Origin of the sequence: Pseudomonas sp. B5(2017) (genome assembly GCF_002112825.1) — a bacterium.
Taxonomy (GTDB): Bacteria; Pseudomonadota; Gammaproteobacteria; order Pseudomonadales; family Pseudomonadaceae; genus Aquipseudomonas; species Aquipseudomonas putida_Z.
Genome location: NZ_NEIR01000011.1, coordinates 55,898 through 78,389, shown reverse-complemented (window position 1 = coordinate 78,389; position 22,492 = coordinate 55,898). Strand labels below are relative to the sequence as shown.

The following is a 22,492-nucleotide window of genomic DNA, read 5'->3' as shown; positions in this document are numbered from 1 at the left end:
TGCGCAGAGCTCAAGGATTACAACGATCCTGTGGGAGCGGGTTTACCCGCGAAGAGGCCAGTGCAGGCAGTAAAAAAATCAGCTGGTAATCAACCGCTCGCGCAGCTGGGCAATCTCGTCGCGCAATTGCGCCGCGGCCTCGAACTCCAGATCGCGGGCGAACTGCATCATCTTCTCTTCCAGCTGCTTGATGCGCTTGGTGATCTCGCCCGGCGTGCGCAGCTCGGCCTCGTAACGGGCGCTCTCCTCCGCTGCCTTGGCCATGCCCTTGCGCTTCTTGCTGCGCGCGCCGGGCACGGTGGCGCCTTCCATGATATCGGTGATGTCCTTGACCACGCCTTTGGGCACGATGCCATTGGCCTGGTTGAAGGCGATCTGCTTCTCGCGACGACGCTCGGTCTCGTCGATGGCGCGCTGCATGGAACCGGTGATGTTGTCGGCATACAGGATGGCCCGGCCATTGAGGTTACGCGCAGCACGGCCGATGGTCTGGATCAGTGAGCGCTCGGAGCGCAGGAAACCTTCCTTGTCGGCATCGAGGATCGCCACCAGCGACACCTCGGGCATGTCCAGGCCCTCACGCAGCAGGTTGATGCCCACCAGCACGTCGAAGGTACCCAGGCGCAGGTCGCGGATGATCTCCACCCGCTCGACGGTGTCGATGTCCGAGTGCAGGTAACGCACCCGCACGTCGTGGTCGGCCAGGTAGTCGGTGAGGTCTTCGGCCATGCGCTTGGTCAGCGTGGTGGCCAGCACCCGCTCGCCCTGTGCCACGCGCTTGCGGATTTCCGACAGCAGGTCATCCACCTGGGTAAGCGCCGGGCGTACTTCCACCTGTGGGTCGACCAGGCCGGTGGGGCGCACCACCTGCTCCACCACACGCCCGGCGTGCTCGCCCTCGTAGGGGCCCGGGGTGGCGGACACGAAGATGGTCTGCGGGCTGACATCTTCCCACTCGTCAAAACGCATCGGCCGGTTGTCCAGCGCCGAAGGCAGGCGGAAGCCATATTCGACGAGGGTTTCCTTGCGCGAGCGGTCGCCCTTGTACATGGCGCCGACTTGCGGAACGCTGACGTGGGATTCGTCGATCACCAGCAGCGCATCGGGCGGCAGGTAGTCGTACAGGGTGGGCGGCGGCGCCCCGGCCGGGCGCCCGGACAGGTAGCGCGAGTAGTTCTCGATGCCGTTGCAGTAGCCCAGCTCCAGGATCATCTCCAGATCGAAGCGGGTGCGTTGCTCCAGGCGCTGGGCCTCGACCAGCTTGTTGGCCTTCTGCAGGTACTCCAGGCGGTCCTTGAGCTCTTCCTTGATGCCTTCCACCGCCTCCAGCAGGGTTTCCCGCGGGGTGACGTAGTGGCTCTTGGGGTAGAAGGTGAAACGCGGCAGCTTGCGGAAGACCTCGCCAGTCAGCGGGTCGAAGGCGGCGATGTTCTCCACCTCGTCATCGAACAGTTCGATGCGGATGGCCTCGAGGTCCGATTCGGCCGGGAAGATGTCGATCACATCGCCGCGCACGCGGAAGGTGGCGCGGGCAAAGTCCATCTCGTTGCGGGTGTATTGCAGGTCGGCCAGGCGGCGCAGCAGCGCGCGCTGGTCGAGCTTGTCGCCGCGGTCCACGTGCAGGACCATTTTCAGGTAGGTCTCGGGGCTGCCCAGGCCGTAGATGCACGACACGGTGGTGACGATGATCGCGTCACGCCGCTCCAGCAATGCCTTGGTCGCCGACAGGCGCATCTGCTCGATGTGGTCGTTGATCGAAGCGTCCTTCTCGATGAAGGTGTCGGACGACGGTACGTAGGCTTCAGGCTGGTAGTAGTCGTAGTAGGAAACGAAGTACTCCACCGCATTGTTGGGGAAGAACGCCTTGAATTCGCCATACAGCTGCGCGGCCAGGGTCTTGTTCGGCGCCAGCACCAGGGTCGGGCGCTGCACCTGCTGAATGACGTTGGCGATGCTGAAGGTCTTGCCCGAGCCGGTCACCCCGAGCAGCGTCTGGTGCGACAGCCCCGCCTCGATGCCTTCGACCATCTGGCGAATGGCCTCGGGCTGATCGCCGGCAGGCTGGAAACGGGTGACGAGCTGGAACTCGGACATGACGGACCTCGCGGTGTTGCAGCAACTGTAAATTTAGCCAGTAGTCTATACCCAAATGCGCCCGCCGGGGGGCGCTTTCAAGGCACAGCTGTGAGCGCTTGTTACGGTGGACCCGGCAATTAGACCAATGGTCGAAAAATATTTGCGCAAATGACCGGAAAAGCGGTGCCGGACTGTCGCGGTGACCGGTCGGTATCACTATACTGACTCCCCGTTTGTGCACCGCTTCAGTGCATTCGGGCTGGAGCGTGTACGTCCTATCACACTCCAATCAGAGCCAAGGTAACAATGAGCCTGTTTTCCGCTGTCGAGCTGGCACCCCGCGACCCTATTCTGGGCCTCAACGAAGCATTCAACGCCGACCCACGTACCGACAAGGTCAACCTGGGCGTGGGCGTGTACTGCAATGAGGAAGGCCGCATTCCGCTGCTGCGCGCCGTGATCGAAGCCGAGACCCAGCGTGCCGCCCAGCACGCCTCGCGCGGCTACCTGCCGATCGACGGCATCGCCACCTACGACCAGGCTGTACAAAAGCTGCTGTTCGGTGCCGAGTCGCCACTGCTGGCCGCCGGCCGCGTGGTTACCGTGCAGGCCGTCGGCGGTACCGGCGCGCTGAAGATTGGTGCCGACTTCCTCAAGCGTGTGTCGCCTGACGCCGTGGTTGCCATCAGCGACCCGAGCTGGGAAAACCACCGCGCGCTGTTCGAATCGGCCGGCTTCCCGGTGCAGAACTACCGCTACTACGACGCGCCGACCAACGACGTCAACCGCGCCGGCATGCTCGAAGACCTGAACAACCTGCCGTCCGGCTCGATCGTGGTGCTGCACGCCTGCTGCCACAACCCGACTGGCGTCGACCTGAGCCTGGACGACTGGAAAAACGTCCTGGAAGTGGTCAAGGCCAAGGGCCACGTGCCGTTCCTCGACATGGCCTACCAAGGCTTCGGTGACGGCATCGCCGAAGACGCCTTCGCCGTGCGCCTGTTCGCCGAGTCGGGCCTGGAGTTCTTCGTGTCCAGCTCGTTCTCCAAGTCGTTCTCGCTGTACGGCGAGCGCGTCGGTGCGCTGTCGATCGTCACCGCCTCCAAGGACGAGAGCACCCGCGTGCTGTCGCAGGTCAAGCGCGTGATCCGCACCACCTACTCCAACCCGCCGACCCACGGTGCAACCATCGTTGCCACCGTGCTGAACAGCGCCGAACTGCGCCAGATGTGGGAAACCGAGCTGGCCGAAATGCGCGAGCGCATCCACGGCATGCGCAAGCAGATGGTTTCGCTGCTGGCCGAATATGGCGCCAACCGCGACTTCAGCTTCGTTGGCCGCCAGGTTGGCATGTTCTCGTACTCGGGCCTGACCGTCGAACAGGTCGCCCGCCTGAAGAACGAGTTCGGCATCTATGCGCTGGACACCGGCCGCATCGCCGTGGCCGCGCTGAACCAGAGCAACATCCACGTGGTGACCAAAGCTATCGTGCAGGTGCTGTAACTCATTGTTTTGCCTAGGGGTGGCTTGACTTCCCCTAGGCAATCAGTAAGATACGCACAGATTCCGCGATAGCTCAGTCGGTAGAGCAAATGACTGTTAATCATTGGGTCCCTGGTTCGAGTCCAGGTCGCGGAGCCAAACATTGAAAACCTCCAGATGCGCAAGCACTGGAGGTTTTTTGTTGCACTTATCCCCTCATGCCAGCGTACGGCTGCTGTATCGTCCGAGATCCCTCGACGAGCACAGGCAAGCATGAAAGCCAACTACTTCACTCAGAACGCTCAGCAAGCGGTAGCAATCGCCGCCAACCAGGCCCTCTTGGCAAGCCGACAAGCAACGTTCGCCGTGGGTGGCTGCATCATCGAAAATGCTACTGGCAAGGTACTGGTCGCCCTGCACAACCGCGTGCTGGAGCCCTCTGCCAGCCAGGCGCAACCCGCATTCAGGCTTCACGACCCAACGGGGCATGGTGAGCGCCGGCTGGTCGACTGGTATTTCGACAACCAGCAGCGCCTTGCCCTACCCCCCGCGCATGAACTGACCGTCATCACCACGCTCGACCCCTGCGCCATGTGCGCAGGTGCCTTGCTGACTGCCGGCTTCAATGTTGCGGTAAGTGCGCTCGACACCTTTGCCGGCATCAATCATGACGGCCGCTTCGAATTCCCCAGCCTGCCGGCCGCACTTCGTCTGCGCGTGCAAGCCACATGGGGCTACTATGCTGTCGGCAGCCCTTTTGATCGCGACTATGTCGGGCCGGCGCAAGGGCCGATCTACGCTGGCGAACGTATCGATGCCGCAACGATGTGCCTTACCCGTTCGTTGTTCGAAGCCAGCGTGAACCATGTGCACGACGAAAGCAGCAACGCCGGCCTGCCGCCATCTGCCCTGAAAGACCCTATCGCCCTACCCAGCCGGAGCTTGGTACGCCAGGCCCTGGCGGGCTTGAGCCCATGGAGCCTGCGCATCAAAAGTGCAGACCCTCGCCTGCCCGGCATCGAACTGGCCGAGCCATTGGTCGACACAGCGCTCGCGGCAGATACGTGCAACGCCGTAGCCTTGCTGGACCCATTCGGCAATCTGCTGGCCTGCCTGGGCGGTGACGAAACGCGCTCCCCCATTCGCACTGCGTTCATGGAGACCACTCGCAGCTACGCCGCATTGCGCTGGAACCTGATGAACCATGACGACCCACAGGTCCGCGACGAAGCACACCAGCATCTCACCCACCCCCGTTACTGCACATTCGTCCTGCTCCGTTTTCCGGACCCGGCCGGCAGCGAGGCGGTCATGACCCTTGGCGCCTATGGCTCCACCCTGGAACGGTACACCGCGCCGTCCTTCCCCTCCAGCCTGCAATATGTATTGCTGCCAACAGGCTGCACTGCCAAGGACGTTGCTCGACTGGCGCAAAATCTGCCGCCGTTCTACACCAGCAACGCGCAGGTCGCGCCTTGCCAGGTACTGGACCCGAACCTGATGCAGGAAGTGACAACCCGGCTGGGGCAGGCTCAGCGCTCCGAGCCTGCTGCCGGATAGGGCAATGTGACCGCACTGCCTTCATCCACCAGGCTCCAGACCAGCAACTTGGCTGACTGCTTCTGACTGGCGTTGCGTGACACGCTGTGCACGGTACCCGGGGCTTCGTACCAGTATTCACCGGCCTTGTAGGTTTTCTCCGGCTCGTTATCGAGCTTCGATACCACTGCCCCTTCCAGCACGTAGGCCATCACTGCGCCCGGGTGCTGATGCGCGGGTGATGCCTGGCCGGGGGCGTAGCTGACGGTGAGCATCACGGCGCTCTTGCCAGGGGCGTTCGAGGGTTGTTGCTGCTGCAGGACCTTGACCTGGTCGGCAGCGTCGCCGTGCGCCCAGGCAGGGGTTTGAGCGGCGAACAGGGCGAAAAGGATGATGCTAAAGGGTTTCATGGGGGGCTTCTCCTGGATGGCAATTGCCTGCAGGTTAGGCCTGTGGGGCAGAGAGACAAATGACCAATTCGGGGAAAAACCAAGAGGCCGATTATTGCCTGTGCCGACCTCTTCGCGGGCTTGCCCACTCCCACACCCTTGAAGCCTGTAGAGAACCCTGTGGGAGCGGGCGAGCCCGCGAAAAGGCCAGTGCAGGCACCAGATATCTCAGCTGCTACGCCCAATCGGATAAAACTCACCGTGGCTCCAGACCCCAAGCCACTCTTCCCCGTCGATCTCACGCGGCACCGCCAGCTCTACTAACTGGTAGAACACATTGCGATGAATCAGCGCCTCGAGATTGCTGCGCATCAGCACATACGGCGATGGCTCCTGCGTGACGGGGTCGATCACCACGCGCAGCGGGTTGGCCGGCCCGGCTTCGACCTGGTCCTCGACATTGCTGGTGAAGCGCAGCACCTGCAGCTCACCCTCACCTTCCACGTCCAGCGCCACGGCCACGAACGGCGCATCGTCGACGCGGATGCCCACCTTCTCTACCGGGGTAATCAGGAAGTAGTCATCGCCATCGCGGCGGATGATGGTGGAAAACAGCCGTACCATCGGCTTGCGACCGATCGGCGTACCCAGGTAGTACCAGGTGCCATCACGGGCGATGCGCATGTCGATGTCACCGCAGAAATCCGGGTTCCACAGATGCACCGGCGGCAGGCCCTTGGCCTTGGGAATCTGCGCCAGAAGATCATTGGCCTTGCCGGAATCGCTCATCACGCTTGCCTCATTCACTCACACCCAGAAGGCTACGAGCGTACTCGCGCATCGGCGCGCCAAGCAAATCCTCCGGGGTTTTATCGTGGAACGTCAACAAACCGCCACGGCTCTTGATACGCGCAGTGTCGATCAGGTAACGGGTGCTGGTTTCGATGAGCATCATCTGCACCACGCCGGTGTCCCAGCCCAGGCGGTCGACCGCTTGTTCGTCATACCACTCGTCGCCATTGCCGATACGGTCGTCGGTGCGCGCGAAGCGGGTGTACAGCACGTAGTCGGCACCCACCGAACGGGCCTGGGCGATGGCCTCTTCCAGGCCCAGTGGCCCTTGGGCGCGGCGTACCAGCGGGAAATACTCGACGAAGCTCTTGTAGGCCTGCTCGGCCACCGCGTTCTGCCGCGGCACCGGCCCCTTGCCCGGTGGCACGAACGCGCCCTGGCCGATGAAGATGAACGAATCGGGCTGCAGGCGGATCGACAGGGTGCGCCGGGTATCGCTGTGGTCCAGCAGACCGGCATCGCTCATGTGGTAACGGACGCCCTCGCCCATATCGCTGACATTCATGCAACCGCCCAGCGCCATCAGCGCCAGCAGCAAAACCAGGCTACGCATCTTTCCTCCAGTGGCCGGCGACGAAAAACCGGCGAATAGCCGGCGGATGCAGCTTTTGCGCCAGCTTCAGCCACCGATCACCTTCATCACCATCACATCGCCGGAAAACGCCAGGTCCTGCTTGTCTGCCAAGGCCTTGACCAGCAAGCGCTGCAGGGCTGGCAGCGCCTGATGCCGCGGCTTTTCCAGCAGATCGCCGACGAAATGGCGATTGCCCGACGACAGGCAGCCGTGCAGCCAGCCCGTGGAGGACAGGCGCAGCCGCGAACAGGTGCGGCAGAACGGTACGCTTTCGTTGGCGATCACGCCAAAGTGGCCTTTGCCGGGTACCTGATAACGCAAGGCGGTGGCATCCAGCGGCGCGTCGACCTGAACGTAGGCATGCTTGCCAGCGATCAGTGCGAGCAGTTGATCGAGGCCGACGAACTGCTGCAGGAAGGCATTGTGGTCACGGGCCAGATGGCCCATGCGCATGAGCTCGATGAAGCGCAGTTCGAAGCCACGCTCAAGGCAGTAATCCAGCAGCGGCAGCACCTGATCGAGGTTGTGCCCGCGCATCGGCACCATGTTCACCTTGATCTGCATGCCCATGGCGCTGGCCTGCTGCATACCCGCCAGCACGCTGGCCAGGTCGCCGCCCCGGGCGATACGGCGGAAGGCATGTGGGTCGAGGGTGTCGAGGGAAACGTTCAATCGGCGGATACCTGCCGCCTGCAACTGGGGCAACTTGCGCGTCAGCAGCTGGCCATTGGTAGTCAGCGAGATATCGTCAAGGTCGAGCTTGGCCACGGCGGCCAGAAAGGCATCCAGACGCGGACTGACCAATGGCTCACCGCCGGTGATGCGCAAGCGTTCGATGCCGGCGGCTTCGATCAGGTAGGCCACGCCACGGGCCAGGGCATCCGCCGGTAGTTCGTCCTGTGCTGCGACCAGGCGCTTGCCGTCTGGCACGCAGTAGGTGCAGGCATAATTACAGGCAGCCGTCAGGCTGACGCGCAGGTTGCGAAAACGCCTGCCTTGACGATCGACGATCATGAATGACTCCGGCATGGATGATGGGGGCTGGCAAAACCTGACTTATAAATCAGGTTTTTGCAAGCCCTATCCTTTTTGCCGCTGTCGGTGTCGCCGTGCTGTTGTGGAAGCAGGCATGTCAGTCATGGGGCTGCTGCGCAGCCCATCGCAGGCAAGCCAGCTCCCACAGGATCGCGCAAAACTCGAGATCTGCGCTGTACATGTGGGAGTTGGCTTGCCTGCGATGGCCGCAAAGCGGCCCCAATAACGCTGACTGGCAGGCTTCAGGGAAAGCCTGCACTATCTCAGTTAGAAGGTTCGGGATCGCGCTTGCGCTTGTTGCCCATGCGCACGCCAATGTCCATCAAGAACTGGAAGAAGCCTTCCTGGTCCTCCAGCACATTGCTCCAGAACGGCGAGTGGTACAGCGCCACGGCGCCGTGCACCAGCGCCCAGGCGGCGCAATAATGGAAATACGGCGGCACGTCTTCGAGCTTGCCTTCGCTGATACGGCCCTTGATCAGCTGGGTCAGGCGGTCGAAGTTGGAGGCACGGATGCTGTGCAGCTGTTCGACCATTTCCGGTACCTGGTTGCCCTTGACCACCTTTTCTTCCAGGCGGTCGAACAGCCGGTAACGCTGCGGATCGCGCATGCGGAACTCGAAGTAGGCTCGCGACAGGGCTTCCTTGTCGCGATCGACGTCGGCCGAATGCAACAGCGCGTTCAGGTCGCGCTCGTAGTCGAGCATCAGGCGCAGGTAGATCTCCGCCTTGGACTTGAAGTGCTTGTAGATCGTGCCTTTGCCGATGCCCACGGCGTCAGCGATCATCTCGACAGTGACGCTGTCTTCACCCTGTTCGAGAAACAGTTTGAGCGCGGTGTCGAGGATTTCCTGTTCGCGACGGCGAAACTCACGGACCTTACGAGGTTCTTTCTGCATAGGAAGGACTGGATGACAATCGAAGCGGTTTATTATGCCTAACTTGCGGGAAATTGCACGGATCATCCTAGCATGTCTGTGTTTCATGATGCTTACGGCCATGCGCTGCGGGAGGAATGAAACGTTGGCGTATTCCAAATCTGTTTAAAAAACGATCAATATGCACTGGCACTGCGCCAAAGCTGACCAATACTTGAAGTGTTGGCGCGGCGCATCCCCCCCAAGTGGCGCGCCGATAAAGGTGCTCAGGGACCGCGTACCTTTGTTTTACTCCTAATGGTCTTAACCCGGATTCCCCCCCCAGAACCCGGGTTTTTTTTGCTTACGTGACGGGCCGCCCACGCGAGGCTCGTGCTGAGCTTTTGATCTTGCTCTGGCTTTTGATCTTGCTCTGGCTTTTGATCTTGCTTTTGATCTTGATCTTCGCGACTTCAGGAGGCCGAACGCAGGTCTTGCGGAGGGAGGTAACGGGCATGGATGCCCGTCAAGCGCTGAGGCCCCATGGATGGGGCCTGCAGCGCGTACTCCCGGGAGCAAGGCCGGAGTGAGGGAACCCCGGAGCGCAGCGCAGGGGCCGGATGATGGGAGCGCAGCGTTTTTTGGTTACTTTTTGCCGCGTTTGGCAAAAAGTGACTCGCCGTAAGGGCGAAAAGGTGAGTCAGCGTCGCCATCGCAAACGGACTGTTCGCCATATCAAAACCGTCGCTTAAGCTTTTTGCTTTTTGCTTTTTGCTTTTTGGATGCGGGCATTCACATCGAGTAGGCATTCATTCGCAATGGTGGCGCAAAGTCACCTTTCCGCCCTTACGGCGGGTCCCTTTTTGTCGTGGCAAAAAGGAACCAAAAACCGTCGGCTCCCATCATCCGGCCCCTGCGCTGCGCTCCGGGGTCCCCTCGCTACGGGCCTGCTCCCGGGAGGACGCGCTGCAGGCCCCATCCATGGGGCCTCAGCGCTTGACGGGCATCCATGTCCGTCACCTCCCTCCGCAATCCCTTCGCTCGGCCTCCTGAAGTCGCAATCGGCGGCGCCTGAACTATCGCGCGCTTAAAAGCAAAAGCTGAAGCAAGAGCAAGAGCAAGAGCAAGAGCGCTCAGGCTTTGTATTATGAAGAGTTGCTGTCAGGCCACCCGCGCCAACGGGAACAAGCGCTTGAAGTTGGCAGTGGTCTGTTCTGCCAACTGCTCATAACTGGCCCCGCGCAACGAAGCCACGTACTCCGCCACCTCACGCACGTACTGCGGCAAATTCGGCTTGCCCCGATGCGGGATCGGCGCCAGGTACGGCGAATCCGTCTCCACCAGCAAACGATCGACCGGCACCTGCCGCGCCACTTCACGCAGGGCATCGGCATTGCGGAAGGTAACGATGCCAGACAACGAAATGTAATACCCCAGGTCCAGCGCCGCCTTGGCCATGTCCCAGTCTTCGGTGAAGCAGTGCAGCACGCCAGCCTGCTGCAGGTTGGCCTCGCGCAGCAGCGCCAGGGTATCGGCACGCGCCGCACGGGTATGCACGATCACCGGCTTGCCGGTCTGCCGCGAAGCCTCCAGGTGCAGGCGGAACGAGGCTTGCTGCAACTCGGCTGCTTCCGGCTCGTAGTGGTAATCCAGCCCGGTTTCACCAATCGCCACCACATGCGGGTGAGCCAGCTCGCGCAGCAGCCATTCCAGCGCCGGCGTTTCGCCCGGCGCCAGGTCCAGCGGGTGCACGCCCACCGAGCAATCGACATCGGCGTAGCGCTCGCTCAGCGCCTTCACCGCACCAGCATTCTCGGCACTGACGCCAATACACAGGAAATGCCCGACCCCGCGCTCACGCGCCGCCTGCAGGGCAGCATCGAGGGAGCCCTGGTGGGCGCTCAGGTCTAGACGGTCGAGATGGCAATGGGAATCTACGAGCATGGGATAACGGCACACATGAAAAAATGAAAATCAGCGGGCGCCCGGCAACTGCAGCCAGTGGGCCAGCAGCGATTCAAGCAGCAGGGCGCGGTTGAGGTTGGCCTTGCCCAGCACCTTCTGGCGCTGTTCCAGGATCCACGCCTGCACCTCCAGCACCTTGGCCTGGCGGCTCTTCTGCGCCAGGTACTGCACCACCTTGCGCATATCGGCCAAGCCTAGCCCCTCCTCGTCCAGGGTCAATTGGTAGCGCAGGATCAAGTGCGCCCAATCGCAGAACCAGTCGAACAGCAGCAACAGCGGTACACCGTTCCAGGCATCGGCCAGCTGACTGGGCGATTGCTGCTGCTTGAGCAGCTTCTTCACCCCGTCGGTGACCAGCGCGCGCTGCTCGCGCACGCCTTGCGCCTGCAGGCTGACCGCCATCAGCGGCGAACCGGCAGCCAGGGTCAGCAACTCGTCGCGCTCGGCCTCGTCACTGTCAGGCAGCGCGCCGGCCAGCCAGGCCTGGCTCTGGGCCAGGCTGGGCTGCGGGCAGGCGACCTGCTGGCACCGGCTCTTGATGGTCGGCAACAGGCGGCTGGGCTGGTGGGTTACCAGCAGCAACACGGTATCGCCGGAGGGTTCTTCGAGGCTTTTGAGCAGGGCGTTGGAGGCGTTGACGTTCATCGCTTCCACCGGCTCGATCAGTACCACCTTGCGCCCACCCAACTGCGCGGTCTGCACCACGAAGGCCACCAACTCGCGCACCTGGTCGACCTTGATCGGCTTATCGGCCTCTTCGGGCTCGAGGACGAAGTTGTCCGGGTGGCTACCAGCCTTGAGCAGCAAGCATGACTTGCACCCGCCACAGGCCTCCAGTCCCTGGGGCTGCTGGCACAGCAGGCGGGCCATCAGGCGCTCGGCCAGGGCCCGCTTGCCGATGCCCTGCGGCCCATGCAGCAGGTAGGCGTGAGCGTGCTGGCTGCGGCCGGCCAGTTGCTGCCAGAGGGCCTGCTGCCAGGGATAGGCCTCAGCCACGGCAACGCTCCAGGATGCCTGGCAGCAGTGAATCAATGGCGCGCTGCACGGCCTCCAGAGGCTGGGCGGCATCGAGCAGGCTATAGCGCTGTGGTTCGCGGTTGGCGCGCTGCAGGTAGGCCTGACGCACCGCTTCGAAGAACGCCTGGCCTTCCTGCTCGAAACGGTCCAGGCGGCCACGGGCGGCGGCGCGGGCCAGGCCCACTTCGACCGGCAGGTCGAAGACCAGGGTCAGGTCCGGGCGCAGGTCGCCCTGGACGAACTGCTCCAGGGTGGCGATCCGCTCGACCGACAAACCGCGCCCGCCGCCCTGGTAGGCGTAAGTGGCATCGGTAAACCTGTCACACAAGACAACCGCCCCGCGGGCCAGCGCCGGCCGGATCACCTGCGCCAGGTGCTGGGCACGCGCAGCGAATACCAGCAACAGTTCTGTGTCGGCCGCCATGCTTTCATCGCTGGGCGCCAGCAGCAGCTCGCGCACCTTTTCGGCCAGCGGCGTGCCGCCGGGCTCACGGGTCAGCACCACGTCCAGGCCCTGCTCGCAAAGGCGCGCAGCCAGGTAGTCGCGGTTGGTGCTCTTGCCCGCGCCTTCGGGGCCTTCCAAAGTAATAAACAAGCCGCTCACAGGCAGTCCTTAATGTTGTTCGTCAGGCATCGGCCGTTCGGCCGCTTGCGCGCCGCCGGCAGGGGCGTCCTGCACAGGCGGCTGGTCGGGCGCTGGCTGCGCGGTAGACTCGTCGGCAGGCGCCTGGGGCTGTTCGGCCTCGTCGGTACTTGGTTGTGGTTGGGGTTGTGGTTGCGGCTGCGGCTGCGGCTGCGGCTCTGGCTGCGATTGCGGCGCGGGGCTGGAGCGGTAGTCCGCACGGCGCTTGAGCTGGAACTCGCGCACCGCCGAGTTGTGGTCGTCGAGGTCGTCGGAAAACACGTGGCTGCCATCGCCACGGGCGACGAAGTACAGGCTGGTGCCATCGGACGGGTTGAGCGCCGCGTGAATCGCTTCGCGACCGACCATGGCGATCGGGGTCGGCGGCAGGCCGGTGATGGTGTAGGTGTTGTAAGGCGTCGGCTCGCGCAGGTCGGCGCGGGTGATCTTGCCGTTGTAGCGCTCACCCATGCCGTAGATCACGGTAGGGTCGGTCTGCAGCATCATGCCCAGGCGCAGGCGCCGCACGAAAACGCCGGCGATCTGCCCGCGCTCCTGGGGAATGCCGGTCTCCTTCTCTACCAGCGAGGCCATGATCAGCGCCTGGTACGGGTCACGGTATGGCAGGTCGGTGGTGCGCTCGGCCCACTCCTTGGCCAGCACTTCGTCCAGGCGCATGTAGGCCTGCTGCAGCAACTCGACGTCGCTCATGCCACGCACGAAGCGGTAGGTGTCCGGGAAGAAGCGCCCCTCGGGGAACACACCGGTATGGCCGAGCTTGTCCATCACTTCCGAATCCGACAGCCCATCCAGCGTATGCTTGATCTTTTCATGCTTGGCCACGGCCGAACGCACCTGGCGGAAGGTCCAGCCTTCGACCAGGGTCAGGTTGTACTGCACCACGTCGGCCCGACGCCAGGCATCGAACAGCTGCTCCACGGTCATGCCGGGGGTCAGGCGGTACTCGCCAGTGTGCAGCGGGGTGCCGGCCATGTTGAAGCGCCAGTACAGACGCAACCAGACGGCGTCGTCGAGCAACCCTTCGTTCTGCATGCGATAGAACATGCGATTGGGGGTGGTGCCATTGGGCACGTCGAGCAGGCGCTCCTGCGTCACGTGCAGGGGCTGCTCCAGGACCGAGTTGACCTTCCAGGCCGACCAGCCCACGGCAAGGCCGGCGAGGATCAAGCCCATTTCCAGCAGCAGCAGGAATTTACGTCTCACGAATTCAGGTTTCCAGTAACGTACGGGCAACGGCCTGCAGTTTACGGGTGAGCGGGCCCGGCGACCAGTTTAGCGCGGCAACGCCCCGCACGGGCCAGACACCGTAGACGCTGTTGCAGACAAATACTTCATCTGCCTGCTCCAGCGCGTCGAACGGCAGGTCGCAGACCTGCACCGGGATGCCGAGCAGCGCTGCTTGTTCCAGCAACGCGGCCCGCATCACGCCAGCGACGCCACAGCGGCTGAGGTCGGCCGTGAACAGCACGCCATCGCGCACCAGGAACAGATTGCTGTACACCCCTTCGATCACCCTGCCCTGCCCATCACGCATCAGGCCTTCGGCATGTTCGCTGTCCTGCCATTCGGCACGGGCCAGCACCTGCTCCAGGCGGTTGAGGTGTTTGAGGCCGGCCAGCAGCGGTTGTTCCCCAAGCCGGGTCTGGCACGGGAACAGGCGCACGCCGTGCTCGGCATGTTCGACAGGATAGCTGGGCAACGGGCTGCCCTGCAGAATACGGCGCGGCGCGGCACCGGCAACCGGTGCGTAACCGCGCTGGCTGTCACCACGAGTAAGGATGAGTTTGGCTACGCCATCACCGAGCTGGCTGGCATAGCGCAGGAGTTCGTCGCGCACCAGCGCCAGGTCGGCACTGATTGCCAGGCGCTGGCAGCCCAGCGCCAGGCGTGCGAGGTGGCCGTCCAGCAGGCTGGGCCGGCCGCCGCGCACGGCGATGGTCTCGAACAGCCCATCGCCGTAGGCCAGGCCGCGGTTCTGCAGGTTGACTGCAGCCGCCGGCTGGCCATCGATCCAGCTTTGCATCAATCGGCGAACCGGCGGAATACCAGCGAACCGTTGGTGCCGCCAAAGCCGAACGAGTTGGACAGCACCACATCGATCGGCATGCTGCGCGCCTGGTGCGGTACGAAATCGAGGTCACAGCCTTCGTCCGGCTCGTCCAGGTTGATGGTGGGCGGAGCCATCTGGCTGTTGATTGCCAGCACGCTGAAGATCGCTTCTACGGCACCGGCGGCGCCCAACAGGTGGCCGGTCATCGACTTGGTCGAGCTGACCGCCAGCTTGTAGGCATGCTCACCGAAGACGCGCTTGATCGCCGCCACTTCGGCCACGTCGCCAGCAGGGGTCGAGGTGCCATGGGCGTTGATGTAACTGACCTCTTCCGGTTGGATGCCGGCATCGCGCAAGGCGTTGGCCATGCAACGGGCAGCGCCTTCGCCGGTGTCGGGTGGCGAAGTCATGTGGTAGGCGTCACCGCTCATGCCGAAGCCGACCAGCTCGGCATAGATGGTCGCGCCGCGGGCCTTGGCGTGCTCCAGTTCTTCGAGCACCAGGGCACCGGCACCGTCGGACAGCACGAAGCCGTCACGGCCCTTGTCCCACGGGCGGCTGGCCCGGGTCGGCTCGTCGTTGCGAGTGGACAGTGCACGGGAGGCACCGAAGCCGCCCATGCCCAGGCCGCAGGCGGCCATTTCGGCGCCGCCGGCGATCATCACATCGGCTTCACCGTAGGCGATGTTGCGCGCGGCCATGCCGATGCAGTGGGTACCAGTGGTGCACGCGGTGGCGATGGCGTAGTTCGGCCCTTGCAGCCCCAGGTGGATCGACAGGAAGCCGGAGATCATGTTGATGATCGAGCCTGGCACGAAGAACGGCGAAATGCGACGCGGCCCCGAATCGTGCAGGGTGCGGCTGGTTTCTTCGATGTTGGTCAGGCCGCCGATACCCGAGCCCATGGCCACGCCAATACGCTGGCGGTTGGCGTCGGTGACTTCCAGGCCGGCATTACGCACTGCCTGGAACCCGGCCGCCAGGCCGTACTGGATGAACAGGTCGAGCTTGCGAGCCTCTTTGGCCGACAGGTATTGCTCGACCTCGAAGCCTTTCACCGAGCCGCCAAAACGGGTGGAGTAGGCAGACAGGTCCGTGTGTTCGATCGGACCGATGCCACTGCGGCCAGCCAGAATGCCCTGCCAGGTGCTCGGTACATCAGTACCCAGTGGCGACAGCATACCCATACCGGTGACCACGACGCGTCTACGCGACACAGTACTCTCCTTTTCTAATGACAGAGTTTCTTGCCATTGCATTCAAGCAATGGAATGAAATGGCAACAAGCTCTTGGTACCCGGTGAACGAGCCCGATCTGCAAAACGCAGGGTGCTCGCAAAGAAAAAACCGCACGCCGGCAAAGGCAGTGCGGTTTTTCCCGACAAGAAGCGTCGACTACAGCGTCTTAGGCCTGGTGGGCTTTGACGTAGTCTACAGCAGCTTGAACGGTAGTGATCTTCTCGGCTTCTTCGTCAGGGATTTCGGTCTCGAATTCCTCTTCCAGAGCCATCACCAGCTCAACGGTGTCAAGCGAATCGGCACCCAGGTCATCGACGAAGGACTTCTCGAGAGTCACTTCCTCTTCCTTGACGCCCAGTTGCTCGGCGACGATTTTCTTGACGCGTTCTTCGATGTTGCTCATACCTAGGTTTACTCCTAATGGATATATGTCAGGCAGCTGGCCGGTGGCTAATTTTATAGAAAGACGTTCGCTTTTCAAGCTAAACGCACCTTCACACCAGTCACCACACCCGCTGCCTGGAATCTGGTTGCAGCTTTATAACGGATTTTAGGCTCGCAGTATGACTCTTTTTTTACGAAATCCGTCACATTGAGTTGCAGTGTTACATGTACATCCCGCCGTTGACCGGCACGGTGGCGCCGGTTACGTAGGCTGCGCCGTCGGATGCCAGGAACGAAACCACCTTGGCGATTTCGTCTGCCTGGCCCAGGCGGCCCAGCGGGATCTGGGTCTGCAGGGCTTCGCGCTGCGCTTCTGGCAGCTCGCGGGTCATGTCGGTGTCGATGAAGCCCGGAGTCACCGAGTTGACGGTGATGCCACGCGAGCCCACTTCACGCGCCAGGGCGCGGCTGAAGCCTTCCAGGCCGGCCTTGGCGGCCGCGTAGTTGGCCTGGCCGGCGTTGCCCATGGCACCGACGACCGAGCCGATGCTGATGATACGGCCCCAACGTGCCTTGGTCATGCCACGCAGCACGCCCTTGGACAGACGGTAGAGGCTGTTCAGGTTGGTATCGATCACGTCGAACCACTCGTCGTCCTTCATGCGCAGCATGAGGTTGTCACGGGTGATACCGGCGTTGTTGACCAGGATGGTCGGTGCGCCGAACTGCTCGCCGATGGCGGCCAGCACAGCTTCAACCGATTCGGCGCTGGTCACGTTCAGTTCCATGCCGGTACCGGTGATGCCGTGTTCTTTCAGGGTGGCAGCAATGCGCTCGGCGCCGGAGGCCGAAGTGGCGGTGCCGATCACGGTCGCGCCCTGGCGGCCCAGCTCGAGGGCGATGGCCTGGCCAATGCCACGGCTGGCGCCGGTGACCAGTGCAACTTTACCTTGCAGGCTCATGCAAGCTTCTCCAAATCAGGCCAGTGCCGCGCGGGTGGCGGCGACGGCGTCAGGGGTATTGAGGTTGTAGGTGGTCACGCCATCGGCGCAACGCTTGTTCAGGCCGGCCAGGACCTTGCCCGGGCCGCACTCGACCAGGTTGACCGCACCGTTGGCGGCCAGGGTCTGCACGCATTCGACCCAGCGCACTGGCTGGTACAGCTGCGCCAGCAGGTCGTGCTTGAGGGCATCGAGGTCAGCGGCAACGGCAGCGGTGACGTTCTGCACCACGGGAATTTGCGGGGCATGCCACTCGATGGCGTTGACCGACTCGGCAAAGCGCTCGGCAGCCGGCTTCATCAGCGCGCAGTGCGACGGCACGCTGACCGCCAGCGGCAGGGCGCGCTTGGCACCCTTGGCCTTGCACAGCTCGATGGCGCGATCGACGGCGGCCTTGTTGCCGGCGATGACCACCTGGCCTGGCGAGTTGAAGTTGACCGCGCTGACCACCTGGTCTTCGGCCGCTTCGGCGCAGATTTCCACGACCACGGCGTCATCCAGGCCGAGAATGGCGGCCATGGCGCCATGACCGGCCGGCACGGCTTCCTGCATCAGCTGGCCACGGCGCTCGACCAGGCGCACGGCATCTTTCAGGCTCAGGCTGCCGGCGGCAACCAGGGCGCTGTATTCACCCAGGCTGTGACCGGAGACGAATGCCGGCCTGGCACCGCCCTCTTCCAGCCACAGGCGCCACAGCGCGATGGACGCGGTGAGGATGGCTGGCTGGGTCTTGTCGGTCTGGTTGAGTTGTTCTTCCGGGCCTTCCTGGACCAGCTTCCACAGGTCGTAACCAAGTGCCTCGGACGCTTCCTTGAAGGTTTCGATGATCACTGGCTTCTCGGCGCCGAGCTCGGCGAGCATGCCCAGCGACTGGGAACCTTGACCGGGAAAGACGAATGCGAGAGATGCAGACATTGAACAAGCCCTTATGATCTTGTCGTCGGATAGGGTGCGCCGGGCTTTGGGCCAGGCGCGGAATCTGAAAGCTTGGATGGATACGCAGACCAAGCGGTCACATTTAAGCACTTCATCGGCGATATGCCTAAGGTCTTTATTCCTTCAGCACCGGCCCTTTCGCGGGTAAACCCGCTCCCACAGGGTTACCACAGACCTGAAGGTTGTGGAGCACCTGTGGGAGCGGGTTTACCCGCGAAAGGGCCGGCACTGGCTACAACAGCAGGTCCTCGAGCCGCCCATGCAAGCGCTGCGGCAGGTTTTCCTGGATCTCGATCAACGCCCGCTGGATGGCACTCTGGAAGCCCTGCACCCCCGCCGAGCCATGGCTCTTGATGACGATGCCCTGCAACCCCAGGAAACTCGCGCCATTGTGCCGCGCCGGTGCCAGGTCGGCCTGCAGGCGCTTGAGCAGCGGCATGGCCACGGCCCCGGCTGCCCGCGACAACACGCCACCCTTGAACAACTGCTCGATGCGCGCGCCGATCATCGTCGCCAGCCCCTCACTCGACTTGAGCAGGATGTTGCCGACGAACCCGTCACACACCACCACATCGGCTTCGCCACGATACAACCCGTCACCTTCGACGAAGCCTATGTAGTTGAGCCCGCGGGCGTTCTGCAACAAGCTGGCCGCCAGTTTGACCTGCTGGTTGCCCTTGATGTCTTCGGTACCGATGTTAAGCAGCGCCACGCGCGGCCGCTGCACACCCAGGGCCTGGGCGGCCACCGAGCCCATCACGGCGAACTGGTAGAGGTTCTCGGCGCTGCAGTCGACGTTGGCGCCAAGGTCGAGCAACTGGCAGTAACCGGTCTGGGTCGGGATCGCCGCCACCATGGCCGGCCGGTCGATACCCGGCAGTGTCTTGAGCACGAAACGCGAAAGCGCCATCAGCGCCCCGGTATTGCCGGCGCTGACGCAGGCCTGAGCCTTGCCGTCGCGCACCAGTTCGAGGGCGATGCGCATCGACGAATCCGGCTTGCCGCGCAGCGCCTGGGATGGCCGCTCGTCCATGCCGACCACCTCGCTGGCGGCCACGATTTGCAGGCGCGCGCGATCCGCAGCCGCAAGGCCGCTGACAAGATCTTCAAGGAGGGAGGGTTGACCGACGAGGGTCAGGTGCAGCGAGGGGGTAGCCGAAAGGCAGGCAATGCTAGCCTGGACAATGCTGCGGGGACCGAAGTCCCCGCCCATTGCGTCGATCGCGATGATCTGAGCGGACAAGGATTACTCGTCAGCGCCCTTGTCGACCACTTTGCGACCACGGTATACGCCTTCTGGCGATACGTGGTGACGCAGGTGTACTTCACCGGTGGTTTTCTCTACCGACAGCGCGTTTTCCGACAGGGCGTCGTGCGAACGGCGCATGTCACGGGCAGAGCGGGATTTTTTGTTCTGCTGAACAGCCATAATTGATTAACTCCTAAACGTTTGGGTCACGCTTTAACTGCGCCAAAACACTGAACGGGTTGGACCGCGATACCTCGTCCTTGCTCGATTCGGGCTCGTCTGCGCCCGCCGGCTGCTGGCATTCTTCCGGATGATGAGCAGGCACGATTGGCAAGGCGAGCAGAAGCTCCTCCTCGATCAATGCCTGCAGATCCAAAGGATCTTCGCCCAGTTCCAGCACGTCATAGCCTTTCGGCAACGACTGGGTATTCGCACCCTCCTTCACCACGGCGTATGTACATTCGCTGTGGATCGGCAGGGTGACCAGCTCAAGACAACGCTGGCAAACCATCTTGACTTCGACGTCCAGCTCGCTGTGGATAACCACCACGTGCTGTTCATCTCGTTCAAAATCGAACTTCGCCTGCACCGTACCGACATTGTCGGAAAGCGGGTCGCAGAGTCTTTCCAAATCAGCGAGTTGCAGCGAACCGTTAAGGGTTACGCCACGATCGGCTAATTTGCGCGGGTCAACGTGAGGTGGAATCGGGTCATTCAACATAGGCGCAGCATTCTAGGGATGCCCCCCGCCCCTGTCAAAGGAAATTCGGCGGCATCGTGCGTGATAGAATTTGTTCAACTGATTCAGGAGTCTACCATGCTTCCTCTGTTACTGGCTTCCAGCTCTGCCTACCGCCGCGAACTGCTTGCGCGCCTGCGCCTGCCCTTCACCTGGGCAAGCCCCGATATAGACGAGCGGCGCCTGGATGACGAACCGGCGGTGGAGCTGGTGCGCCGGCTGGCCAGGCAAAAAGCCGAGGCCCTGGCGGGCAGCCACCCGGGGCATCTGATCATCGGTTCGGACCAGGTTGCGGTGCTGGGCGAGCAGGTACTGGGCAAGCCGCACACCTTCGAACGGGCCTGCGAGCAGCTTCTGGAGTGCAGCGGGCAGCAGGTGAGCTTCCTGACCGGGCTGGCATTGCTGAACAGCGCCACCGGGCACTGCCAGGTGGACTGCGTGCCGTTTACCGTGAACCTGCGCGAACTGGACCGGGAGCGAGTGGAACGCTATGTGGCGGCGGAACAGCCGCTGGACTGCGCCGGCAGCTTCAAGGCCGAGGGGCTGGGGGTGAGTTTGTTTCAGAGCACACATGGGTGCGATGCGACCAGCCTGATCGGGCTACCACTGATTAGATTGGTGGATATGTTGACCAAGGAAGGGGTGGTGATTCCCTGAAATTTTGGGGCCGCGCTGCGGCCCTTCGCGGTCACGCCCGCTCCCACAGGCGTGTGCAACCTGCGGGCTTTGCGCGAGCAGTGTGGGAGCGGGCATGCCCGCGAAGGGGCGCAAAGCGCCCCCGGCAACCCGGATCAGCGCAACTGCGGCCCCTGGAAGCCCATCCACATCGCCAGGCGCTCAGCCACACTGGCCCCCACACGCTTGGAGAAGCGATCGAGCGCCGACTCCTGCACGGTGAAGTCCACCAACTCCTTCTCGCCCACGATCTCGCGCGCCACATAGCTGGCACTGCCCAGCCCGTCCACCAGGCCCAACTCCTTGGCCTGCTCGCCCGACCAGACCAGGCCACTGAACAGCTCCGGATGCTCCTTGTCCTTCAGGCGTTCGCCCCGCCCCTGCTTGACCATGGCAATGAACTGCTGGTGCGTGGTATTCAGCACGCCCTGCCAGAACTCGGTCTCTTCCGGCTTCTGCGGCGAGAACGGATCGAGGAAGGCCTTGTGCTCGCCTGCAGTGTAGGTACGCCGCTCCACACCCAGCTTCTCCATGGTGCCGACAAATCCATAACCGGCCGCCGTCACACCAATCGAGCCCACCAGGCTGGCCTTGTCGGCATAGATCTCGTCCGCTGCACTGGCGATGTAGTAGGCACCGGAAGCGCCAAGATCGGCGATGACCGCGTACAGCTTGATGGCCGGGTATTCGGCCCGCAGACGGCGGATTTCGTCATACACGTAACCCGACTGCACCGGGCTGCCTCCCGGGCTGTTGATGCGCATCACCACAGCCTTGGTCTTGCTGTCCTTGAACGCCTCGCGCAGGCTCTTGACGATATTGTCGGCGCTGGCCGGCTCCTGGTCGGCAATCACCCCGCGCACCTCGACCAGCGCGGTATGGCTGACACTGCGCGACGCGGCCTTGTCCATGTCCATCAACGGTGTGAACAGGATCAGGATGCCGAACAGGTAGACGAAGGCCAGCAACTTGAAGAAGATCCCCCAGCGTCGCGCCCGGCGCTGCTCCTGAACACCTGCCAGCAGGGTCTTTTCCAGCAGCTTCCAGCTCTTGCGCTCTTCGCGCTCCTCGGGTTCGGCCTCGGGGGCTTTCCATTCGTCTGCCATGCTTACCTACCTTGGAAATGGAATTGCGGAACCACCCAGCCACTCACGCAACTGGGAAAAATGATCGATGCACACCTGCGGACCAAACTCGGCCAGCGCCTGCAGCGACATGGCACCATAGCCCACGGCCACCGAGTGCATGCCGGCATTGCTGGCCATCTGCAGGTCGAATGCCGAATCGCCAACCATCAGCGCACACCCCGGTTCGACACCGCAATGGCCGAGAATTTCCTCGAGCATCAGCGGGTGCGGCTTGCCGCGGGTCTCGTCGGCGGCGCGAGTGATGTCGAAGAACTGCTCCCAGCCATTGGCCTTGAGCACCCGGTCCAGGCCGCGACGCGCCTTGCCGGTGGCCACGGCCAGGCGGTACCCCTCGGCACGGAAGGCATCCAGCGACTCGACCACACCCTCGAACAGTGGCGAGGGCTGCTGGTCCAGGGCCATGTAGATATCGGCATAGTGCTGACGGAAGCTTTCGACCTGAGCAGGCGCCAGGTGCGGGTACAGGGTGTGGATCGCCTCGCCCAGGGCCAGGCCGATAATGCCCTTGACCGCCTCCTCGCTGCTTTGCGCCTCACCGGCACGCTCGGCGGCGGCGTTCATGGCTTCGACGATACGCCCGATCGAGTCGGCCAGCGTGCCGTCCCAGTCGAAGATCAGTAGCTCATAGCCTTTTTTCATAGG

The 22,492-nt window shown here is 62.9% G+C and carries 23 protein-coding genes and 1 tRNA gene; 4 read left to right on the top strand and 20 right to left on the bottom strand.

All coding sequences use genetic code 11. The features are described 5' to 3' along the window. Positions 1–78 precede the first annotated feature (78 nt). On the bottom strand, positions 79–2,094 hold the full coding sequence (gene uvrB / locus CAG00_RS17630) for an excinuclease ABC subunit UvrB (RefSeq protein ID WP_085618189.1): 2,016 nt from the start codon (positions 2,092–2,094) through the stop codon (positions 79–81). Between the two features lie 288 nt (positions 2,095–2,382). Between uvrB and CAG00_RS17625 the strand changes: the two genes are divergently transcribed. From CAG00_RS17625 to CAG00_RS17615, 3 genes are all read left to right on the top strand, one after another. Then, complete coding sequence (locus CAG00_RS17625) at positions 2,383–3,579, top strand: amino acid aminotransferase (RefSeq protein WP_085618187.1); 1,197 nt, start codon at positions 2,383–2,385, stop codon at positions 3,577–3,579. A 62-nt stretch (positions 3,580–3,641) separates the two neighbouring features. After that, positions 3,642–3,717 (top strand) — tRNA-Asn (locus CAG00_RS17620). A 114-nt stretch (positions 3,718–3,831) separates the two neighbouring features. Further along, on the top strand, positions 3,832–5,118 hold the full coding sequence (locus CAG00_RS17615; protein ID WP_085664930.1) for a cytosine deaminase: 1,287 nt from the start codon (positions 3,832–3,834) through the stop codon (positions 5,116–5,118). Here CAG00_RS17615 and CAG00_RS17610 read toward each other — a convergent pair. The 17 genes from CAG00_RS17610 to CAG00_RS17525 all read right to left on the bottom strand — a co-directional run bounded on the left by CAG00_RS17610 (position 5,091) and on the right by CAG00_RS17525 (position 20,009). Continuing rightward, entirely contained in the window at positions 5,091–5,507 is a 417-nt protein-coding gene (locus tag CAG00_RS17610) for a cupin domain-containing protein (protein WP_075044140.1), read from the bottom strand. The genes CAG00_RS17615 and CAG00_RS17610 overlap by 28 nt on opposite strands. Positions 5,508–5,714: 207 nt before the next feature. Continuing rightward, the gene (locus CAG00_RS17605) at positions 5,715–6,275 is read right to left on the bottom strand and encodes a DUF1285 domain-containing protein (RefSeq protein WP_085664929.1); all 561 of its coding nucleotides are present in this window, start codon (positions 6,273–6,275) and stop codon (positions 5,715–5,717) included. 10 nt (positions 6,276–6,285) lie between these two features. Next, the gene (locus CAG00_RS17600) at positions 6,286–6,891 is read right to left on the bottom strand and encodes a DUF4823 domain-containing protein (protein ID WP_013971585.1); all 606 of its coding nucleotides are present in this window, start codon (positions 6,889–6,891) and stop codon (positions 6,286–6,288) included. Between the two features lie 66 nt (positions 6,892–6,957). Then, a complete protein-coding gene (locus tag CAG00_RS17595) occupies positions 6,958–7,926 on the bottom strand; it encodes a GTP 3',8-cyclase MoaA (protein ID WP_085664928.1) in 969 nt (322 codons plus the stop codon). 284 nt (positions 7,927–8,210) lie between these two features. After that, positions 8,211–8,846: a TetR/AcrR family transcriptional regulator gene (locus tag CAG00_RS17590; protein ID WP_003260720.1), complete on the bottom strand. Its 636-nt coding sequence runs from the start codon at positions 8,844–8,846 to the stop codon at positions 8,211–8,213. A gap of 1,119 nt (positions 8,847–9,965) precedes the next feature. Further along, positions 9,966–10,748, bottom strand: coding sequence for a TatD family hydrolase (locus CAG00_RS17580; RefSeq protein WP_085664927.1), 783 nt, complete (start codon positions 10,746–10,748; stop codon positions 9,966–9,968). A gap of 30 nt (positions 10,749–10,778) precedes the next feature. After that, the gene (locus CAG00_RS17575; RefSeq protein WP_085664926.1) at positions 10,779–11,765 is read right to left on the bottom strand and encodes a DNA polymerase III subunit delta'; all 987 of its coding nucleotides are present in this window, start codon (positions 11,763–11,765) and stop codon (positions 10,779–10,781) included. Continuing rightward, a complete protein-coding gene (gene tmk, locus CAG00_RS17570; RefSeq protein ID WP_085618179.1) occupies positions 11,758–12,390 on the bottom strand; it encodes a dTMP kinase in 633 nt (210 codons plus the stop codon). The genes CAG00_RS17575 and tmk overlap by 8 nt, the downstream gene beginning before the upstream one ends. Positions 12,391–12,399: 9 nt before the next feature. After that, entirely contained in the window at positions 12,400–13,632 is a 1,233-nt protein-coding gene (mltG, locus tag CAG00_RS17565; protein WP_084785081.1) for an endolytic transglycosylase MltG, read from the bottom strand. Positions 13,633–13,636: 4 nt separating this feature from the next. Then, positions 13,637–14,452: an aminodeoxychorismate lyase gene (pabC, locus tag CAG00_RS17560; protein ID WP_085664925.1), complete on the bottom strand. Its 816-nt coding sequence runs from the start codon at positions 14,450–14,452 to the stop codon at positions 13,637–13,639. Then, positions 14,452–15,696, bottom strand: coding sequence for a beta-ketoacyl-ACP synthase II (gene fabF / locus CAG00_RS17555; RefSeq protein WP_025338216.1), 1,245 nt, complete (start codon positions 15,694–15,696; stop codon positions 14,452–14,454). Before fabF ends, pabC begins: the two co-directional genes overlap by 1 nt. 188 nt (positions 15,697–15,884) lie before the next feature. Next, the gene (gene acpP, locus CAG00_RS17550; protein WP_016715141.1) at positions 15,885–16,121 is read right to left on the bottom strand and encodes an acyl carrier protein; all 237 of its coding nucleotides are present in this window, start codon (positions 16,119–16,121) and stop codon (positions 15,885–15,887) included. Positions 16,122–16,323: 202 nt separating this feature from the next. Next, positions 16,324–17,064, bottom strand: a complete 741-nt coding sequence (gene fabG, locus CAG00_RS17545; RefSeq protein WP_085664924.1) for a 3-oxoacyl-ACP reductase FabG — start codon at positions 17,062–17,064, stop codon at positions 16,324–16,326. Between the two features lie 15 nt (positions 17,065–17,079). Next, positions 17,080–18,018, bottom strand: a complete 939-nt coding sequence (gene fabD, locus CAG00_RS17540) for an ACP S-malonyltransferase (RefSeq protein WP_023661404.1) — start codon at positions 18,016–18,018, stop codon at positions 17,080–17,082. Between the two features lie 253 nt (positions 18,019–18,271). Beyond that, entirely contained in the window at positions 18,272–19,282 is a 1,011-nt protein-coding gene (gene plsX, locus CAG00_RS17535) for a phosphate acyltransferase PlsX (RefSeq protein WP_075044133.1), read from the bottom strand. Between the two features lie 3 nt (positions 19,283–19,285). Next, positions 19,286–19,468: a 50S ribosomal protein L32 gene (rpmF, locus tag CAG00_RS17530; protein ID WP_003247154.1), complete on the bottom strand. Its 183-nt coding sequence runs from the start codon at positions 19,466–19,468 to the stop codon at positions 19,286–19,288. Positions 19,469–19,481: 13 nt separating this feature from the next. Beyond that, the gene (locus CAG00_RS17525; protein ID WP_012313431.1) at positions 19,482–20,009 is read right to left on the bottom strand and encodes a YceD family protein; all 528 of its coding nucleotides are present in this window, start codon (positions 20,007–20,009) and stop codon (positions 19,482–19,484) included. A gap of 96 nt (positions 20,010–20,105) precedes the next feature. Between CAG00_RS17525 and CAG00_RS17520 the strand changes: the two genes are divergently transcribed. Then, positions 20,106–20,684, top strand: a complete 579-nt coding sequence (locus CAG00_RS17520; RefSeq protein ID WP_085664923.1) for a nucleoside triphosphate pyrophosphatase — start codon at positions 20,106–20,108, stop codon at positions 20,682–20,684. A 134-nt stretch (positions 20,685–20,818) separates the two neighbouring features. Here the strand turns inward: CAG00_RS17520 and sppA are convergent, their stop codons facing one another. Further along, positions 20,819–21,808 (bottom strand): signal peptide peptidase SppA, encoded by a 990-nt coding sequence (gene sppA, locus CAG00_RS17515; RefSeq protein WP_085618170.1) that lies wholly within the window; start codon positions 21,806–21,808, stop codon positions 20,819–20,821. A 6-nt stretch (positions 21,809–21,814) separates the two neighbouring features. After that, positions 21,815–22,489: an HAD family hydrolase gene (locus CAG00_RS17510; RefSeq protein WP_085664922.1), complete on the bottom strand. Its 675-nt coding sequence runs from the start codon at positions 22,487–22,489 to the stop codon at positions 21,815–21,817. Between the last annotated feature and the right edge of the window lie 3 nt (positions 22,490–22,492).

Excerpts from the sequence above, each read along its gene's own strand:
- CAG00_RS17590 (WP_003260720.1), bottom strand. The coding sequence starts at position 8,846 with ATGCAGAAAGAACCTCGTAAGGTCCGTGAGTTTCGCCGTCGCGAACAG.
- rpmF (WP_003247154.1), bottom strand. The coding sequence starts at position 19,468 with ATGGCTGTTCAGCAGAACAAAAAATCCCGCTCTGCCCGTGACATGCGC.
- fabD (WP_023661404.1), bottom strand. The coding sequence starts at position 18,018 with ATGTCTGCATCTCTCGCATTCGTCTTTCCCGGTCAAGGTTCCCAGTCG.
- CAG00_RS17595 (WP_085664928.1), bottom strand. The coding sequence starts at position 7,926 with ATGATCGTCGATCGTCAAGGCAGGCGTTTTCGCAACCTGCGCGTCAGC.
- fabG (WP_085664924.1), bottom strand. The coding sequence starts at position 17,064 with ATGAGCCTGCAAGGTAAAGTTGCACTGGTCACCGGCGCCAGCCGTGGC.
- acpP (WP_016715141.1), bottom strand. The coding sequence starts at position 16,121 with ATGAGCAACATCGAAGAACGCGTCAAGAAAATCGTCGCCGAGCAACTG.
- CAG00_RS17615 (WP_085664930.1), top strand. The coding sequence starts at position 3,832 with ATGAAAGCCAACTACTTCACTCAGAACGCTCAGCAAGCGGTAGCAATC.
- CAG00_RS17525 (WP_012313431.1), bottom strand. The coding sequence starts at position 20,009 with ATGTTGAATGACCCGATTCCACCTCACGTTGACCCGCGCAAATTAGCC.
- CAG00_RS17605 (WP_085664929.1), bottom strand. The coding sequence starts at position 6,275 with ATGAGCGATTCCGGCAAGGCCAATGATCTTCTGGCGCAGATTCCCAAG.
- sppA (WP_085618170.1), bottom strand. The coding sequence starts at position 21,808 with ATGGCAGACGAATGGAAAGCCCCCGAGGCCGAACCCGAGGAGCGCGAA.
- CAG00_RS17580 (WP_085664927.1), bottom strand. The coding sequence starts at position 10,748 with ATGCTCGTAGATTCCCATTGCCATCTCGACCGTCTAGACCTGAGCGCC.
- CAG00_RS17520 (WP_085664923.1), top strand. The coding sequence starts at position 20,106 with ATGCTTCCTCTGTTACTGGCTTCCAGCTCTGCCTACCGCCGCGAACTG.
- pabC (WP_085664925.1), bottom strand. The coding sequence starts at position 14,452 with ATGCAAAGCTGGATCGATGGCCAGCCGGCGGCTGCAGTCAACCTGCAG.
- CAG00_RS17600 (WP_013971585.1), bottom strand. The coding sequence starts at position 6,891 with ATGCGTAGCCTGGTTTTGCTGCTGGCGCTGATGGCGCTGGGCGGTTGC.
- CAG00_RS17510 (WP_085664922.1), bottom strand. The coding sequence starts at position 22,489 with ATGAAAAAAGGCTATGAGCTACTGATCTTCGACTGGGACGGCACGCTG.
- uvrB (WP_085618189.1), bottom strand. The coding sequence starts at position 2,094 with ATGTCCGAGTTCCAGCTCGTCACCCGTTTCCAGCCTGCCGGCGATCAG.
- CAG00_RS17610 (WP_075044140.1), bottom strand. The coding sequence starts at position 5,507 with ATGAAACCCTTTAGCATCATCCTTTTCGCCCTGTTCGCCGCTCAAACC.
- CAG00_RS17625 (WP_085618187.1), top strand. The coding sequence starts at position 2,383 with ATGAGCCTGTTTTCCGCTGTCGAGCTGGCACCCCGCGACCCTATTCTG.